Annotated in this window: 17 protein-coding genes; 8 read left to right on the top strand and 9 right to left on the bottom strand. The window is 68.6% G+C overall.

Going from position 1 to position 16,914, the window contains the following annotated elements; genetic code table 11:
- Nucleotides 1–522, top strand: a 522-nt coding sequence (locus ABZ803_RS34755; RefSeq protein ID WP_357046043.1) for a hypothetical protein, incomplete at its 5' end; no start/stop codon positions are given.
- 39 nt (nt 523–561) lie between these two features.
- Here the strand turns inward: ABZ803_RS34755 and ABZ803_RS34760 are convergent.
- The 4 genes from ABZ803_RS34760 to ABZ803_RS34775 all read right to left on the bottom strand — a co-directional run bounded on the left by ABZ803_RS34760 (nt 562) and on the right by ABZ803_RS34775 (nt 4,395).
- On the bottom strand, nt 562–1,500 hold the full coding sequence (locus ABZ803_RS34760; protein WP_357046045.1) for an undecaprenyl-diphosphate phosphatase: 939 nt from the start codon (nt 1,498–1,500) through the stop codon (nt 562–564).
- Nucleotides 1,501–1,575: 75 nt separating this feature from the next.
- The gene (gene dmpG, locus ABZ803_RS34765; RefSeq protein WP_357046047.1) at nt 1,576–2,592 is read right to left on the bottom strand and encodes a 4-hydroxy-2-oxovalerate aldolase; all 1,017 of its coding nucleotides are present in this window, start codon (nt 2,590–2,592) and stop codon (nt 1,576–1,578) included.
- A complete protein-coding gene (locus ABZ803_RS34770; RefSeq protein ID WP_357046049.1) occupies nt 2,589–3,572 on the bottom strand; it encodes an acetaldehyde dehydrogenase (acetylating) in 984 nt (327 codons plus the stop codon). Before ABZ803_RS34770 ends, dmpG begins: the two co-directional genes overlap by 4 nt.
- Before the next feature lie 4 nt (nt 3,573–3,576).
- The gene (locus ABZ803_RS34775) at nt 3,577–4,395 is read right to left on the bottom strand and encodes a fumarylacetoacetate hydrolase family protein (protein WP_357046051.1); all 819 of its coding nucleotides are present in this window, start codon (nt 4,393–4,395) and stop codon (nt 3,577–3,579) included.
- A 199-nt stretch (nt 4,396–4,594) separates the two neighbouring features.
- Here ABZ803_RS34775 and ABZ803_RS34780 point away from each other — a divergent pair, with 199 nt between their 5' ends.
- From ABZ803_RS34780 to fabG, 4 genes are all read left to right on the top strand, one after another.
- Nucleotides 4,595–5,326, top strand: coding sequence for an IclR family transcriptional regulator (locus ABZ803_RS34780; RefSeq protein WP_357046097.1), 732 nt, complete (start codon nt 4,595–4,597; stop codon nt 5,324–5,326).
- Nucleotides 5,327–5,733: 407 nt separating this feature from the next.
- Complete coding sequence (locus ABZ803_RS34785) at nt 5,734–6,957, top strand: erythromycin esterase family protein (RefSeq protein WP_357046053.1); 1,224 nt, start codon at nt 5,734–5,736, stop codon at nt 6,955–6,957.
- Between the two features lie 320 nt (nt 6,958–7,277).
- Nucleotides 7,278–7,532 (top strand): hypothetical protein, encoded by a 255-nt coding sequence (locus ABZ803_RS34790; RefSeq protein ID WP_357046055.1) that lies wholly within the window; start codon nt 7,278–7,280, stop codon nt 7,530–7,532.
- A 283-nt stretch (nt 7,533–7,815) separates the two neighbouring features.
- Nucleotides 7,816–8,562 carry a 3-oxoacyl-ACP reductase FabG gene (fabG, locus tag ABZ803_RS34795; protein WP_357046057.1) on the top strand — a complete coding sequence of 249 codons (747 nt, stop codon included), beginning with the start codon at nt 7,816–7,818 and terminating at the stop codon, nt 8,560–8,562.
- Nucleotides 8,563–8,711: 149 nt separating this feature from the next.
- Here fabG and ABZ803_RS34800 read toward each other — a convergent pair whose 3' ends face one another.
- From ABZ803_RS34800 to ABZ803_RS34820, 5 genes are all read right to left on the bottom strand, one after another.
- A complete protein-coding gene (locus ABZ803_RS34800; RefSeq protein ID WP_357046059.1) occupies nt 8,712–8,855 on the bottom strand; it encodes a hypothetical protein in 144 nt (47 codons plus the stop codon).
- Between the two features lie 243 nt (nt 8,856–9,098).
- Complete coding sequence (locus tag ABZ803_RS34805; protein ID WP_357046061.1) at nt 9,099–10,124, bottom strand: cytochrome d ubiquinol oxidase subunit II; 1,026 nt, start codon at nt 10,122–10,124, stop codon at nt 9,099–9,101.
- Nucleotides 10,125–10,127: 3 nt separating this feature from the next.
- Nucleotides 10,128–11,549, bottom strand: coding sequence for a cytochrome ubiquinol oxidase subunit I (locus ABZ803_RS34810; RefSeq protein WP_357046062.1), 1,422 nt, complete (start codon nt 11,547–11,549; stop codon nt 10,128–10,130).
- Nucleotides 11,550–11,664: 115 nt separating this feature from the next.
- Nucleotides 11,665–12,753 carry an NAD(P)-dependent alcohol dehydrogenase gene (locus tag ABZ803_RS34815; RefSeq protein WP_357046099.1) on the bottom strand — a complete coding sequence of 363 codons (1,089 nt, stop codon included), beginning with the start codon at nt 12,751–12,753 and terminating at the stop codon, nt 11,665–11,667.
- A 6-nt stretch (nt 12,754–12,759) separates the two neighbouring features.
- A complete protein-coding gene (locus tag ABZ803_RS34820) occupies nt 12,760–13,230 on the bottom strand; it encodes a DUF4334 domain-containing protein (protein WP_357046064.1) in 471 nt (156 codons plus the stop codon).
- A 92-nt stretch (nt 13,231–13,322) separates the two neighbouring features.
- Between ABZ803_RS34820 and ABZ803_RS34825 the strand changes: the two genes are divergently transcribed.
- The 3 genes from ABZ803_RS34825 (at nt 13,323) to ABZ803_RS34835 (ending at nt 16,700) form a co-directional block, all read left to right on the top strand.
- Nucleotides 13,323–13,904 (top strand): TetR family transcriptional regulator, encoded by a 582-nt coding sequence (locus ABZ803_RS34825; protein ID WP_357046066.1) that lies wholly within the window; start codon nt 13,323–13,325, stop codon nt 13,902–13,904.
- 102 nt (nt 13,905–14,006) lie between these two features.
- Nucleotides 14,007–15,950: a glycoside hydrolase family 15 protein gene (locus ABZ803_RS34830; RefSeq protein WP_357046068.1), complete on the top strand. Its 1,944-nt coding sequence runs from the start codon at nt 14,007–14,009 to the stop codon at nt 15,948–15,950.
- A 42-nt stretch (nt 15,951–15,992) separates the two neighbouring features.
- Nucleotides 15,993–16,700, top strand: coding sequence for an MspA family porin (locus tag ABZ803_RS34835; protein WP_357046070.1), 708 nt, complete (start codon nt 15,993–15,995; stop codon nt 16,698–16,700).
- The last annotated feature ends 214 nt before the right edge of the window (nt 16,701–16,914 follow it).

The raw sequence follows: 16,914 nt of genomic DNA on the forward strand, positions 1-16,914 counted from the left end.
CGCGGCTGCGGCCCCGGCGCGGGCGTGGCGGTGCGACTGGATCGCGGCATCGAAGCGGTCATCGCCACCTGGGCGGTACTCAAAACCGGCGCCGCCGTGGTCCCGGTCGACGCACTCGACGCACAGCTGCCCGACGAGTTCGAGATCAAGATCGGCCTCACGGTCGGCGACAGCCGGTTCAGCGACACGGTCGACTGGCTCGCCCTCGACGACCCGACCGTGGTCGCGGAGATCGCCGCCGAATCGCCCCGGCCGGTCACCTACACGCACCGCACCCGCACACTGCGCGGGAGCGACACCGCCTTCCTCGGCGATCGGACCCTCAGCTACGACGACTTGGCCACGGCCGCCGCACAATTGCGCAACCACGCCGAACTCACCTACGAATCCCAGATCCTGCCCAGCGGCGAACCGGGATCCTCCGCCGCACTGATCGAACTGATCGCAGGCGGGACCGTCGGCGCGACGGTCATCCTGGACACCGATGGTGAAGCGCAGGCCGACGAATGGGAGGCCAGTTGATCGCACCTCGGTCACTCGACCGCCCGGCGGAGGCAGACCTCAGCCGAAGTGGACGACCGAGACGGCCCCGGCGGCGAGGCAGTACACGGCGAACGGCAGCAGCGTGCGGGTCTGGAAGTACCGCTCCAGGAACCGCACTGCCAGCCACGACGACACCCCGGACACGAGGGCGCCGACCAGCACCGGCCCACGGATGCCGTCGGTCTTCGGGCCGACCAGCTCCGGTAGCTCGAGCAGTCCCGCGCCCAGGATCGCCGGAGTGGCAAGCAGGAAGGCGAATTTGGCCGCGTGCTCGTGCGCGAGACCACGCCACAGACCGCCCACCATGGTCAGGCCCGCCCGGCTGAAACCGGTCAGCAGCGCGCCGACTTGGACGAAGCCGATACCGAGGGCGTCCCTCGGCCCGAGGGCGGCCAAGGGCCGGTCGGATTGGCGGCGAGGTTCCGCCTCCGCGGTGAGTGTGCCACTGTGGGCCTGCCGCAAGGCGAACCGCCGACCGTATTCGGCCAGGGACGGTTCGTTCCGTCGGCGCAGTCCCTCACCGATGATCAGCACGACACCGTTGAGCGCCAAGAAGACGGCGGCGTAGATCGGCGCCCCGAACAGGGCGTGCAAGCGATGTTCCAGCAGAAAGCCGAGCACGCCGACGGGAACGGTGGCGATGACGATCAGCCACGCCAGCCGCTGCGGGATGGTGTCGAGGCGCCCCGTTCGCAGCGTGGTGAGGAAACCCGCGACGATGGCACACCAGTCCCGCCAGTAGTAGCCGAGCAGCGCGACCGCGGTCGCCACGTGCAGCGCCACCACGAACGCCAGATACGGTGTGCCTGTGCCGGACTCGCCTTCGCCGGTCAGCTTCTCCCAATCGCCGCCGAGCCATGCCGCGACCAGCACGGAGTGCCCCAGGCTGGAAATCGGGAAGAGTTCGGTGACCCCCTGCACCGCACCGATGACAGTCGCTTGAAAATAGGTGAGCATCGAAGCGAGTCTCGCACGCGCGCAAAGGAAGCGCCGGAGAGGCTCCTCCACCTCCCCGGCGATATGCGCGGGCGACTACCCGCCTGCGCCGGCCGACAAGTCGAGCGCGATGTCGACGATGAGGTCCTCTTGCCCGCCGACCAGCCCGCGGCGTCCCACCTCGAGCAGGATGGTGCGCACGTCGATGCCGTAGCGCCGCGACGCGGTTTCGGCATGCCGCAGGAAGGACGAGTAGACCCCGGCGTAGCCGAGCGTGAGGGTTTCGCGGTCCACGCGCACCGGGCGATCCTGTAGCGGCCGCACCAAGTCGTCGGCGGCGTCCTGCAGAGCGAACAGATCGCAGTTGTGCTTCCAGCCGTGCAGATCGGCGACGGCGACGAAAGGTTCGATCGGGCAGTTGCCCGCTCCCGCGCCGTGGCCGGCGAGCGAGGCGTCGACCCGGGTGACGCCTTCTTCGACCGCCACCACGGAATTGGCCACCGACAACGAGAGGTTCTCGTGCGCGTGGATACCGATCTCGGTGCCCGGATCGAGCGCCTGACGGTAGGCGCGAACCCGGTCGCGGACGCCGTTCATGGTCAACCGGCCGCCGGAATCGGTGACGTAGACACAGTGCGCCCCATACGATTCCATCAATTTCGCTTGTTCGGCCAGGCGAGCCGGTTCGGCCATGTGCGACATCATCAGGAATCCGGACACGTCCATGCCGAGTTCCCGTGCGGTGGCGATGTGCTGGGCGGACACATCGGCTTCGGTGCAATGGGTGGCCACGCGCACCGACCGGACGCCCAGCCGGTAGGCGTGCTTCAGTTCTTCGATGGTGCCGATACCGGGCAACAACAGCGTGGTCAGCCGGGCGTGCGTGAGGTTGGCGGCAGCTGCTTCGATCCATTCCCAGTCGGTGTTGCTCCCCGGCCCGTAATTCAAGCTGCCTCCGGCGAGGCCGTCGCCGTGGGCGACTTCGATGCCGTCGACCCCCGCCGCGTCGAGCGCGGCGACGATCCGCCCGACATCGTCGGGAGTGATGCGATGGCGCACCGCGTGCATGCCGTCGCGAAGGGTGACGTCTTGGATGAACAGCTGGGTGGTCATCGGAGCGCTTCCTGTCCTGCCGGTGCGGCGGCGATCGTGTCGGCGATGGATTCGGCGTAGCGCACGGCCGCCGAGGTCATGATGTCGAGGTTGCCCGCGTAGGCCGGGAGGTAGTGGGCGGCTCCTTCGACTTCGAGGAAGACCGTCACCTGATGGGTGGGCGCGGCCGCCGCGTCCGGGCCGAGCAGGGTGTGCACCGGTTGATCCTGCGGGACGGCGGTGATTTGAACTTTCTGCTTGAGGCGGTAACCGGGCACATAGGTGGCCACATGGGCGACCATCTGCTCCACCGACTCGCGAATCGCCTCGTGCGTGGCGGAGTCGGGCGCGGTGATCAGGCACAGCACCGTATCGCGCATGATCAGCGGCGGGTCCGCCGGATTGAGGATGATGATCGCCTTGCCGCGCTGGGCACCGCCGACCGCTTCGATCGCGTGCGCGGTGGTCTCGGTGAACTCGTCGATATTGGCGCGGGTACCCGGGCCCGCCGATTTCGACGCGATGGACGCGACGATCTCGGCGTAGGCGACCGGCGTCACGCGGGAGACGGCGGCGACGATCGGGATGGTGGCCTGCCCGCCGCAGGTGACCATGTTGACGTTGGTGGCGTGCCGATGTTCGTCCAGGTTGACCGCCGGTATGACGAACGGGCCGAGGGCCGCCGGGGTCAGGTCGATGAGGCGTTTGCCGAGCGGTTCGAGCACCGCGGCGTGCGCGGCGTGGGCCTTGGCGGAGGTCGCGTCGAAGACCACGTCGATCTCGTCGAAGTTCGGCAGCTCCAGCAGGCCTTGGACGCCATCGGAGGTGGTCGGGACACCGAACCTGCGCGCGCGGGCGAGGCCGTCGGATTCGGGGTCGATGCCGACCATCGCGCCCATCTCCAGCACCGTCGAGTGCCGGATCACTTTGATCATCAGATCGGTGCCGATATTGCCCGACCCGATCACCGCGACTTTCAGCTTGGCGGGGGTGTCGTTCATGGTCTCACTCCTGGATGAAGGTCGCGGTCACCGAGCCGAGTCCGGTGATGTCGGTGGTGACGGTGGCGGGGCCCTGGATCGGGGCCATCGGTCCGAGTGCTCCGGAGAGAACGATCTGCCCGGCGCGCAGCGGACGGCCGAACTCCCGAGTGGTCCGGGCCAGCCAGGCCAGGGCGTGCAGCGGATCGCCGAGGCAGGCGGCGCCGGTTCCCGTCGACACTTCGACACCGTCGATCGACATGCGCATCTGCGCCGAGACCGGGTCGAAGGAATCGAGCGTGCGATGTTCGGCGCCGAGGACGAACAGGCCGCTGGAGGCGTTGTCGGCGACGGTGTCGCCGAACGTGATGTCCCAGCCCGCGACGCGGCTGTCGACGATCTCGAGCGCGGCCACGGCGTAGCCGACCGCATCGCGAATCTGCTCGTCATCGAGCGGGCCGTCGACCAGGTCCGCGGCGAGCACGAACGCGACCTCGGCTTCGACCTTCGGTTGCAGCAACCGGCTCAGCGGCACCGGTGTGTCCTGCGGGTAGTACATATCGTCGAACAACACTCCGAAATCCGGTTGATCGACGCCGAGCTGGCGCTGCACCGCCGGTGAGGTCAAGCCGATCTTGCGCCCGACGATCTCCGCACCCGCCGCGACGCGCTCGGCGGTCAGCAGTTCCTGCACCGCGTACGCCGCGGCCACATCGTCGGAACCGATCAGATCGCGCACCGGCGCGCACGGCGTGCCGGAGCGGGCCGCCGCGCCGAGCAGGTCGGCGGCGGCAATCGTGGCGGTGTCCGCCGAAGGTCGGTCAAGGCCTGGAGGTGTTGGCATCGGGATCCCGGAATTCGTGAGGAAGGATGGAACGGTGATCCCACTGTCGCCGCAGGCGGGAGCGGCCCGCCAGCGATGCGTTCCGCTGAGCCGAACGCCGTCCGAGTAGAGTGGATCGGGCCCGAAGGGTTGGAGGTCGACGGTGTCATCTGCGGCTGCCGGTCGTGCGGTAGACGGCTCGACCGTTCTGGGCAAGACCATGGCGGTGCTCGAGGCGTTCTCGATCGATGACACCGCGTTGAGCCTGGCCGAACTCGCGCGGCGGACCCGGATGCCGAAGGGCACCTTGCACCGGGTGCTGGCGGACATGGTGACGGTGCGGTTGCTGGACCGGACCGAGGCCGGGTACCGGCTCGGCGGGCATCTGTTCGAACTCGGGATGCGCGCGTCGGTGGAGCGGAGCCTGCTCGAGGTGGCGATTCCGTTCCTGGAGGAGTTGAACGCGCGTATGCACGAGACCGTGCATCTGGGCGTTCTGGACGGCACGGATGTCGTGTATTTGACCAAGATCGGCGGGCGTCGTCAGGCCAGCGCCCCGTCCCGGATCGGAGGCCGCATGCCGGCGCATTGCACGGCGATCGGCAAGGTCCTGCTGGCCAACGCCGACGCGGCACTGCGCGACCAGGTACTGGCAGGACCGCTTCGGCGCCACACCCCGCGGACGATGATCCTGCCCGGCACGCTGCGCAACCAGCTCGATCGGATCGCGGCCGACGGCGTGGCCTTCGAATTCGAGGAATCGGCTCCCGGCCTGGTGTGCGTCGCCGCCCCGGTCCGCGAGGCCGACCAGGTCGTGGCCGCGATCAGTGTGGCGGGGCCGTCCCACCGGTTCCATCCGGAGAACCACGCGGCAGCGGTCCGCGCGGCCGCCGACGGAATCGGACTCACCCTCACCCGGCGGGCCCGGCTGTTGGGCACGCCCACCTCCTGAACGACTTTCTCCGGACGGACAGTGCTCTTCGCGTTTCCGCCCGTCGACCGGTGCCCACGCCTCGCGCCGCCCGCTCGGCAACCGGGCGGCACCTCCGGCGGCAGGAAGCCGCGGACGCGATCCGAGCGAGCGATTGCGCTTCGACTACGAAAGCCATGGCGGCGCACCATCCAGCCGGAATGTCGAGCCGCACCGCCGTAGTCGCCGAGTCAGCGCCCGCTCGGCAAACATCATCCCGAGTGGCGCGGGTGCGCGATCGGCTCCACCGCGCACTCCGGCGGGATTGACATCGACAGCGCGCCAATTTAATTTGTCATCAAACGTAAATATCTTTGATGTCAAAGACGCTTTCCGCTTCGGGTTACCCCGGGCGGCACAGGCAGCTGTTCAACCCTCGGGAGTGCATGATGACGCAGCGGAAATCCGAGGCAGTCGAGGTCGCCGAGTGGCTTCGTAACGCGGTCCGACCGTTCGACGTGCCGCATGACGACAGGCCGCCCGGAGCCCTGCCCGCGCTCGCCGACTCGATGGGAGACGCTGTCGTCGCCGGCATCGGCATGACCACCCGGGCCGGGCACGAAGTATCCGTCACCGCGCACCGAGTCCTGCGGACGCTGGTGGAGCGGAAGGGCTTCCGGGCGCTGGCTCTGCTGGACGACGAGACGGTGGTCGCGGCTCTCGACGATTACACCCGCACCGGCCAGGGCGATCCCCGGGAACTACTCGGTGACGCGTGGGTTCCCTGGCGGAATACCGAGACCCTCGCCGTACTGCAGTGGTTACGCGAGTTCAACCGCGCGCATCCGGACGATCCGGTGCGGCTGTTCGGATTGACGCCCGAAGCGGCCAGACCTGCGCACTACGCGCAGGTCTGCGACTTCGTCGCCGCCGTGGCACCGGACCGGCTCGACGACCTGCGTGCGCACTACGACCCGATAATCTCCGCGCACCGAGTGGGTGAGCATCTCCAGCGAGCCGGGGGCACCCATCCGGGCCGACCGTTCGTCGACCACGCCCGGGACGCGTTGGCGCTGGTCGAATCGCTACCGGGGGCCGCCGACGGACCCGCGGCGCTCGACGCGGCGCGGCTCATCGTGCGATACCACCACTTCAGCACCGCGTCCGGGCGCCGCGACTTCGCCGCCGAGGCCGCGGACGCCGCCGACCGAATCGCCGCCTGGCACGAGCGCACCGGACAGCGGATCGCGTACTGGGAGGGGATCTCGAACACCGCGGTCGCCCCGCGGCTGACGATCGCGGCGATGTCCCAGGAGTTCCCGACCACCGGATTCCTGTTGCGCGAGCGCTTCGGCGCCGGCTATCTGTCCCTGGCGATCGCGTTTCACACCGGCGAGTTGCGTGCGGATCTGACGGTTCCGGCTCCGTCGGCCGAGTTCGCCGACAGCGCGCTGGATCATCCCGACCACGCCGGTTATCTCTTGGACCTGCGCACAGCGCCGCCCGGGCCGGTCGGGCGATGGCTGCACCAACCAACCCGAGTGCGCCTGATCATCGGCACCTATCGCCCCGACCGCGACGCGGACCATCACATCGCCGGCGCCGGAGTGGGCGACTGGTTCGACATCCTGCTTCGGATCCGCACCGTCACGCCCACGCACCGCCTCCCCTAGCCGTGCCTTTACGCCGCCGAGGCATAGTTTGCTGGAGGGTTCCCAATAGGTATATCCATCTGTTACATTACCGATGCGGAGCCTATATATACGCGTGCAGCTCCTCGTCCGAACGACAACGCAGTCACCGGACATCCGCCCCGACAACGTCGTCGGCAGGCCGACAAAGCCGTCGGCCGTGCAATGGATTCACCCGCCGGACACCGCTGCAGCCCGTCCCGCCTCGGTCGAGTCGGGCTGTGCGGCATGAAGACGGCCGGAACAGAACACGTGCGACTGGCACGCCCCGATCGGACATTCAGCAAGAGGAACTCATCGACATGCCGATCCACTTCTTGAGCGGGCTCGATTTGATCGCCGCGCTCGACGCGCGCAATGTCGAAGCCCATCTCGCCGGTGCCGTCGACGGCTGCACGGCATGCGCGACCACATCCAGGCCGGGCCCCGGCTGCCCGGCAGGCCTGGCCGCCCGGATCCGCAACGGCGCCGCGACCTCTGCCCTGACGGCGATCGAGATCATCGACGAACTGCGCAACCTGCACCGTTCACCGGAACCCGAAAACTCCGGCATGTAATACGCATCCCGCTCCCCCGGTGGCCACACCATTGCCTCGAATACGCACGGGTGGTCGTCGCGCCGGCGCCGCGACATCCACCCGCGCCGTCTCTCCCCCGTCACCGCCCTGCGCCCCCGGCCTAGGCAGCGCTGACCTGGGCACGGTGCATCGTGTCGGCGACCGACCCCGCCGACGCCGCGGCGGTCGTCGATCATGGTCGACAAGCCGATAATCGGACGCGCCCAGCGCGTCCGGCGCACATCGGCGATGTCCCCGAGAGCGACCACCGTGAGGAACATTCATGACCGGCCCACTGCTACAAGACAAGACCGCCGTGATCACCGGCGCCGCACAGGGAATCGGTTACGCGATCGCCGAGCGATTCGTCGCCGAAGGCGCCCGGGTCGTCGTCGGTGACATCGACGAGACCGCCGCCGCGCAGGCGGCCGAACGTCTCGGCGGCGCGACCGTCGCGCGCGGCGTACGTTGCGATGTCACCGTCGCAGAGCAGGTGCAGGCCCTGCTCGACGCGGCCGCGGAGTCGTTCTCCCCGGTCGATGTGATGGTCAACAATGCCGGGATCACCCGCGACGCCACCATGCGCACGATGTCCGAGGACCAGTTCGATCAAGTGATCTCGGTGCACCTCAAAGGCACCTGGAACGGCACCCGGCTGGCCGGCGCGATCATGCGCGAGCGTGGCAGCGGAGCCATCGTCAACATGTCGTCGCTGTCGGGCAAGATCGGGCTGGCGGGCCAGACCAACTACTCCGCCGCCAAGGCGGGCATCGTCGGCCTGTCCAAGGCCGCCGCCAAGGAACTCGCGCACCTGGGCGTGCGCGTCAACGCGATCCAGCCCGGCTTGATCCGCACCGCGATGACCGAGGCGATGCCGCAGAAGGTGTGGGATCGGAAGATGGCCGAGATTCCGCTCGGGCGGGCGGGCGAGGTGAGCGAGATCGCCTCCGTCGCACTGTTTCTGGCTTCGGATCTGTCGTCGTATATGACCGGGACCGTGCTCGAGGTGACCGGTGGGCGGTTCATGTGACCGCCTGCGGCACCAACGGTCGTCCACGCCGCGACGACGGCCCGACGACCAGGGCTACCGCCGGCGCGGCGCACACCGGCCCCGCAACGCGGCGCCGCCCGGGTCGCGGCTGAACGGCGCAGCTGCGATCGGAACGGGGCCGGGCGAGGTCAACTCGACTTCGTGGTCTGGGTTCGGGGGAATCGGTGGCCCATGACATCCGCCCACCACGCGTTCGAAGCGCTGGACTCGGGCCAGATGATCCGGTCTCGGTCGTCGTCGTCGGTGATGGGCAGGTTCATGTCCTCGATCACGATGCAATCCTTCGCGCCGTTCATCCTCTGGAAGAGGGCATCTCGTCTCGTGCGGCGCGAAGTATTCGTGACAAACCTCGAACCGGCCGGTCGTCGAGCTGCGGGGATGCCCCGATCGCGTACCGGCACGACCGCGCTGTCGAACCGATACGTGCAGCGGATACCACCCGCGACCACAAACAAACCGTTCTTTCGGTACCACTTCGCGGATCCGTCGCGAGGTGCGCGGAGGTCGGCGGTGTCCTACGCCTCTTCCGGGGACCCGGGCTGCTCGCGTACCCACGCGTCGGTCTGGGTGAGCCAGAACAAGTAGGCCAACGCGGGGAGCACCGTGACGGCGGCGAGGGCGACGACGGCGAGCAGTGCGAGCAGGGTGGCCCTGGCGCCCGCGGCATCCGCGATGAGCATCTGGTCGACGAGGATCCACGGCGTCTGCGCGACCGCCCATCCGATGACGATCGCGGCGACCGCGGCCGCCGCGGGCACCCGCGCCCACCCGAAGCGACGCCGGTACAGCAGCACCAGGGTGGCCACGCCCGCGGCGGCCGAGAGCGCGATCAGCGGCAGGGCGCGTCCGAGCAGCCCGGCACCGAGGGTCGGTGCGTCGTGGCGGATCGGGAGGATCGCCGCGATCGCGACCGCTCCGGTCACCCCGCCGACGATCAGCGTGCGGGAACGCAGATAGCCGGCGAGGGCGCCATCACCCGAACGTGCGGCGTCGGCGGTCAGGAAGACTCCGGCCAGGAAGGCGGATGTTCCGACGGCCAGGGTGCCGCCGAGGATCGAGGTCGGATTCAGCCACGAACGCACCGGGTCGCCGTAACCCTCGGCGGGCACCCGGCCGGAGGCGATCGCACCGACGGCGGTGCCGAAGAAGAACGGCGTGATCAGTGACGCACCGGCGAACAAGGCGCCGAACAGGCGCGCCTGGCCCAGGGTCGCGGAGTACTTGCGGAAAGCGAAGTTCGCCCCGCGCAGCACGATTCCGAGCAGCGCCAGGCTCATCGGGATGAACAAGGTGGTCATGATGGCCGCGAACGCCGCAGGGTAGGCGGTCCAGAGGAACACCAGGATGTAGATCAGCCAGACGTGGTTGGCCTCCCACACCGGTCCGATGCTGTGGTCGATGAGCACCCGCAGGCGGCTGCCGCGCCGGGGGCCGCCCGCGGTCAGGTCCCAGAATCCGGAGCCGAAGTCCGCGCCACCGAACAGTGCGTAGAGCACCACCCCGATGAACATCGCCGTCGCGACCACGTCCGAGAGATCCATCGGTCAGGACTTTCCGACGCTGCGAGCGCGCTGCGCCTGGTCGACCGGCGATGCTCCCGGCCCGTACGGAGCGGTGATGGTCGCGGCGCCGGTGCGCCAGCGGCGGGCCATGGAGCGCAGGACGACAATCGCGCCCACCGTCATCCCGATATACACCAGCAATACGCTGACGTAGCTCCACCACAGATCGCTGCTCATGCTGGCGGCGTCGGTGGTACGCAGCACGTGCCACACCGTCCACGGCTGGCGGCCCACTTCGGTGGCGATCCAGCCGCATTCGAGCGCGAGAATCGCCAGCGGCCCCGCGGCCACCGCCGCACGCAGGAACCAGCGCTGGGCCAGCAGGTCGCGGCGTCGCCAGCGCAGCAACCAGAACACGATCACCATGAGCGCGAGCAGGGTGCCGATGGCGACCATGGTCTGGAAGGCGAGGTGGGTGATGTTGACCGGTGGCCGATCCTCGATGGGGACCGAGTCCAGGCCGGGGACGGGTGCGGTCAGCGAGTTGCGAGCGATGATCGAACCCAGCCGAGGGATCTCGAGCGCTCCCTCGACCTCACCGTCGACGAGCACGCCGCCCAATCGCAGCGGGGCGGGGCCCTCGGTGGTGGCCGCCAGTTCGAACGCGGCCAGCTTCGCCGGTTGCGTGTCGTGCACCCGCATCCCCAGGACGTGCCCGATGAGTGGTTGCGCGACCGCGGCGACGGTCGCGAAGACGAACGGGACCGTGAACCCCAGCCGATGGTGCCGGTCGCGGCGTCCTCGCAGCAGGCCTGCCGCGTAGACACCCGACACGAGGAATCCGACCACCATGAAGGCCCCGACCCACATGTGCGCGAACTGCAGGTAGACGCCGTCGTTGAACATCGCGCGCCACGGATCGACGTCGGTCACCTCGCCGTCGACGAGCCGGAAGCCGGTCGGATTGTTCATCCACGCGTTCACGCTGACCACGCAAAATGTGCCGACCACCCCCGCGACGCCCATCGGGATGAGCATCGCGAGGTGCCTGCGCGGCGGCATGCGGCCCCATCCGTAGAGGTAGATGCCCAGGAAGATCGCTTCGATGAAGAACGAGAGCCCTTCGAAGGCGAACGGCAAACCGAGCACGTCGCCGTAGCGGCCCATCAGCCCCGGCCACAACAAGCCCATCTCGAAGCTGAGGACTGTTCCGGAGACCGCGCCGATGGCGAACAGGATCGCCGACACCGTCGCCCACCGTTTGGCCAACCCCAGGGCGACGGAGTCGGCGCGGACGATTCCCCGGCGATGCACGACGTAGATCATGGCGGGAAACGCCACCCCGAAACAGGCCAGCACGATATGCCAGCCCAGCGAGAAGGCCATCTGCTGGCGCGCGGGCAGCAGACCGGGCGGCTCCGGCGCGGACGCCTGGTACAGCGCGGCGAGCGTGCTCGACACCATCCCGGCCCCTTCCTGCGGTCGCCCGGCCGCATGCCCGTGCTCGCATCCGGCCCTTTCGCGGGTTATCCCCCTTTTGCCTCGCCCCAACCAGCGAGGTCACGGCGCGTCGGTCCGGTCACCAGGTCAGAACGGGCTTGACGACCTTGCCGTCGCGCTGCTGCGCGAGCGCGGCATTGATGTCGGTATGCGGGTACGTCGTGACGAGACGGTCGATGGGGAAGCGTCCGGCGGCGTGCAGGTCCAGCAGGTGCGGAATGAAGGTCGCGGGCACCGCGTCGCCTTCGAGGCAACCGCGGATCCCTTTGCCGCCCAGCACGATATCCCGCAAGTCGATCTCCGGGACGCCGGTACCCAGGCCGACCGCGACCACGGTGGCGCCGAGCGCGGCCCCGGCGGCCGCCGTGGCGAGCACACGCGACGATCCCGTGGTGTCGAGTGCGTGGGTCGCCCCGCCGTCGGTCAGCTTTCGCATCGCGGGCACGATGTCGTCGGCCGCCGGATCCAGGGCCGCGGTGGCGCCGAGTTCCAGCGCCAGCGCCCGACGGAAGGGCGAGGGCTCCACCACGACCAGTTCGGCGACCTCGCTCGCCACGGCCGCCAGCACACCCGCCATCCCGACCGCACCCGCTCCGTAGACCGCGACGCGGGCGTCCCGGTCCGGTCGCAGTACATTGAGCACCGCTCCGGCGCCGGTCAGGAACCCGCAGCCCAGGGGAGCCAGGATCGCCGGATCGACCTGCGTGTCGACGACCACCGTGTTGTCTGCGGTGGTCAACGCGTACGCGGCGAAGCTCGATTGACCGAAGAACCCGTCCAGCACCACGGTTCCCGCGATGGTGACCCGGGAAGAGCGGTCCGCCCGGACGCCGAACTGGTTGAGCTTCGCCGCCCGCACGCAATACGCCGGCCGTCCGGCCCGGCAGTTCCGGCACGTTCCGCAGTGCCGGAACGTCAACACGACGCGGTCACCCGGCCGCACACCGGTCACCGTCGCGCCGACGGCCTCCACCACTCCGGCGCCTTCGTGCCCGAGCAGCACCGGACGGTCGGCCGCGCCCGCCGCCCGGGTGACCAGGTCGGTGTGGCAGATCCCGGTGGCCTGGACCCGGACCAGGATCTCGTCGTCGCGCGGATCATCGATCTCGACGGCTTCGACGGTGAACGGCGCGGCCGGGTCGCGCGAGAGCACCGCGGTGATGGTCACCATCGCTCAGACCCGCTCGAGCAGGAAGTAGAAGTACTCGCCGTGGGCCAGCACCACATCGGGCCTGCCGTTCATGATGCCCATCAGCGTGTTCTCGTCGAGCCATTTGAAGTGGTCGAAGACCGGGCGGCTGTCGTAGACCATGGTGGCGGTCACCTCGCCGCGGAACTCGATATTCCACAGCGTCGCCTCCCCGCCGCCGCCGAGTTCGATGTTGGAGAACAGCGACCCGTCCTCGGCGCGGCAGATCAACGGCTTCGCGTCCAGCACGCTGTGGAACGTCTTGCCGTACCAGCGACTGACCGAGAGCGCTTTGCGCAGCGGATGTTCGGTAGGAAACGCCGCCCCCTTCCATTCGCCCAGGATGTCCTCGGCGCGCGCGACGGGCAGCTCGGCCCACAGCGCATCCAACTCGGCCGCGGTCACCCCGGTCTCCCGCGCGGCGAGATCTCGCCAGTCGGTCCCTGTTGAGCCCATAACCATCCTCGTTCCCAGGTGCGGTTTCCAGAACCTTTTGGTTCGGAAACTCTATATCCGAACCAAAAGGTTCGGCAAGATAGGATTCGCCCATGCGCGCAGCAGGTCAGGCCACCCGGGAGCGGATTCTCGTCGCGGCCAAAGCGGAGTTCGCCCAGTACGGCATCGCAGGCGCGCGCGTCAATCGCATCGCCGAGGCGGCCAAGGCGAGCAAGGACCGGCTCTACGCGTACTTCGCGGGCAAAGACGAGTTGTACGCCGCGGTGACCGAGGAATGGGTCACCCAGACCACCGAGGAAACCGCCCTCGACGCCGCGGACCTGCCCGCTTACGTCGGCCGGCTCTTCGACCACTACGTCACCCACCCCGACAACGCCCGCCTGCAGGCGTGGGCCGAGATCGAGCAGACCCACATCCCCGCTGCCGAAGACGCCATCCGCCGGATCATCGCGGGAAAGCTCACCGAGATCCGGCGCGGGCAAGACCAAGGGCTGATCACGGCGGAATTCCAGCCCATCACCCTGATCGTCATGCTGACCGATCTGGCCCGTACAGCGGCCATGCACGCCACCCGCACCGACCATCACAATCGCACCGAACGCCGCGCCGCCACGGTCCTGGCCGCCCGTCGGCTGGTCAGCCCGGGTGCGCCCCCGGCCGAAGACCCTCGTTAATTGCCGGGGGCTTGCCGAGCCGACCCGCGAGGTGGTGGGCTGGTGTGAGCGTCACATGACTCCGGCCGGACGGTCATCGCCGAGACGACGATGGAGAAACGCATGGACGAGATCGAACGCACACCGCGGCTCACGGCGTTCCCGCGCATCGACGACTACGGGTTCATCTCCGATTGCGAGGTCACCGCTCTGATCTCCCCCAGTGGAGCCATCGAGTGGATGTGTCTGCCCCGCATGGACTCTCCGAGCGTGTTCGCGGCGATTCTCGATCGATCCGCGGGCTCGTTCCGCTTCGCTCCCGCCGATTTCGTGGTGCCCACCGACCGTCGCTACATCCCGGGCACGATGGTCATGGAGACGAGCTGGCGCAGCGGCGACGGGTGGGCGACAGTGCGCGACGTGCTGCTGGTGGGGCCATGGCGGCACCAGACACCGGGCCGGAGTGCGCATCGGCGCACCCCCACCGATTACGACGCCGAGCACATCCTGCTGCGCACGGTGCACTGCGAGACCGGCCAGATCCAGTTCGGGCTCGACTGTCAACCGGCCTTCGACTACGGCAGGTACCGCGCCCGATGGGACTATCTCGGCAGTTATCACCTCGCCCAGGCCAGCGCCGAAGGCACCGATCTGCAACTGACGTTGAGCACCGACATGCGCTTGGGATTGGAAGGCACGCACGCGGTCGCCCGCACACTACTGAAGACGGGCGACACCCGGTTCTGCGCCCTGGCCTGGGGAAGTCGCGACGCCCCCGGCGATGCCGAGGAGGCCGAAGAGCGGCTGCTGCGGACGATCCACCATTGGCGGCACTGGCTTGCGGGCGGGCGGTTCCCGGATCACCCGTGGACCGCGGAACTCACCCGCAGCGCACTCACCCTCAAGGGATTGACCTTCGCCCCGACCGGCGCCGTCGCTGCCGCGGCCACCACCTCACTGCCCGAAACCCCTGGTGGAGAGCGCAACTGGGACTATCGCTATTCCTGGATCCGCGACTCCGCCTTCGCCCTGTGGGGCCTGTACACACTGGGCTTCAGCTGGGAGGCGAACGATTTCTTCTCCTACATCCTCGACTTGACCGAGGAAGCCCAGGACATGCAGATCGTCTACGGCATCGGCGGCGAAACCGATCTCACCGAACAGACGCTGCCCCACCTGCGTGGCTACGACAACGCCACGCCGGTGCGTATCGGCAACGAGGCGTACCGGCAACGCCAGCACGACGTGTGGGGCGCGGCGCTGGACGCGGTCTACCTCTACGCCCGTCACCAAGATCAGATCGACGCCCGGGCCTGGCCGTTGCTCGGCCGTGCGGTCAAGAGCGCCCTCACCTACTGGCGCGAGCCCGACCATGGCATCTGGGAGGTTCGCGGGCAACCCCAGCACTTCACCTCCAGCAAGGTCATGTGCTGGGTCGCCGCCGATCGCGGCGCCCGGCTGGCCCGCATCCACCAGGATTCGGACCGGGCGCAGCGCTGGCAGAAGGCCGCCGACGAGATCCATGCCGATATCTGCGCGCATGCCGTCGACTCCCGCCGCGTGTTCACCCAGTACTACGGCAGCACGGCGCTGGACGCGTCGACCCTGCTCATCCCGCTGGTTCGTTTCCTGCCGCCCGATGACGAACGGGTACGCAACACCGTGCTGGCCATCGCCGACGAACTGACCGAAGACGGCCTGGTCCTGCGATACCGCGTCGGTGAGACCGACGACGGATGCGCGGGCGAGGAGGGCGCTTTCACGATCTGCTCGTTCTGGCTGGTCTCGGCGCTGTCGGAGATCGGCGAGAAGCAACGAGCCAGACAACTGTGCGAGAAACTCCTCGGCTACGCGAGCCCGCTGGGTTTGTACGCCGAGGAGATCGACCCACGGACCGGCCGCCACTGGGGCAATTACCCGCAGGCGTTCACCCACCTCGCCTTGATCAACGCCGTCATGCACGTGATCCAGGACGAACAGGCGATTCTGCGGCAGGCGCTCGGCGGTGAATCGATCGCCCCTCGCCTGGACGACGCCCCGCTCACCAGGGGATATATCCACCGCTGAGCGGCGATCCACTTCAGCGAATCCCCCGCTACCCAGTACCGGGTGTTTGGCGCGCCACGGCCCGGGACGGGTCAGTACTATCACGTCGAACTGTTACCAGCACTAAGGATTTCATTGAACGGCTCGACGATAGCGATGCTCGGCATCGCCGCGACCGCGGCGCTCGGCATGACTGCCGCACCCGCGACCGCTGATCAAATGGCAGACAAATCTCGCGTCGTCGAGACCGAGGACGGCTGGGAGTTGCGGATCAGCAAAACCGCCGAAGACGTGCAGCGCGTACCCAATCTCGCCGCGACGCCGTTCAGCAGGGAAGGGTTCGTCACCTTGTCGGCGGCCGCCGATATCGGCGGCGACGGCCGGGAAGCGGTGAACTCCGGGGCGTTGCAGCTGGGATATCAGATCGGCTGCCAGGCCGACGTGTCCAACGGCCTCACCGTCGGCCTGTCCGCGGCCATCGGCCCGAACGCCATGGTGACCGTGGCCCCCTCCCCCGGTCTCGCGGTCGGCGGCAGCGCGCTGGCCCTGCCGAACATGTCGACCACGATCAAGCCCGGCACCATCAACAGCATCACGCTCGGCACCAAACCGCTCGCGGGAGCGCATGGTTCGATCTCGGTCGACCAGATCCAGATCAAGATCGATGCGTGCGCGGGCGCGGTGAGCCTGCGCTCGTTCGCGATCGTGTCGATTTCCACGGCCACAGCCGACAATTCGGTCGCCGTCTACGGTGACCCGATATGGCTGTGATCCCCATGCGCCGTTGGATGGCGCCGGTCGGCGTGTCGGTCTCGTTGATCATCGCCGCGGCCGGCGCCTCCGCCGAGCCGATCGTTCCGGCCGGTCCGGGAGCCACCTGCGGCGAAGCGCACAGCGCTCCCTCGTGCGGCGACGACAAGCCCGCCCCCGGCAGCCGCGGGCCCGCGGCGCAGGCACCAGCACTCCCACTGCAAATACTGGCGCC

The sequence above is a fragment of the Nocardia sp. NPDC047648 genome (genome assembly GCF_040642815.1).
GTDB lineage: Bacteria > Actinomycetota > Actinomycetes > Mycobacteriales > Mycobacteriaceae > Nocardia > Nocardia gamkensis.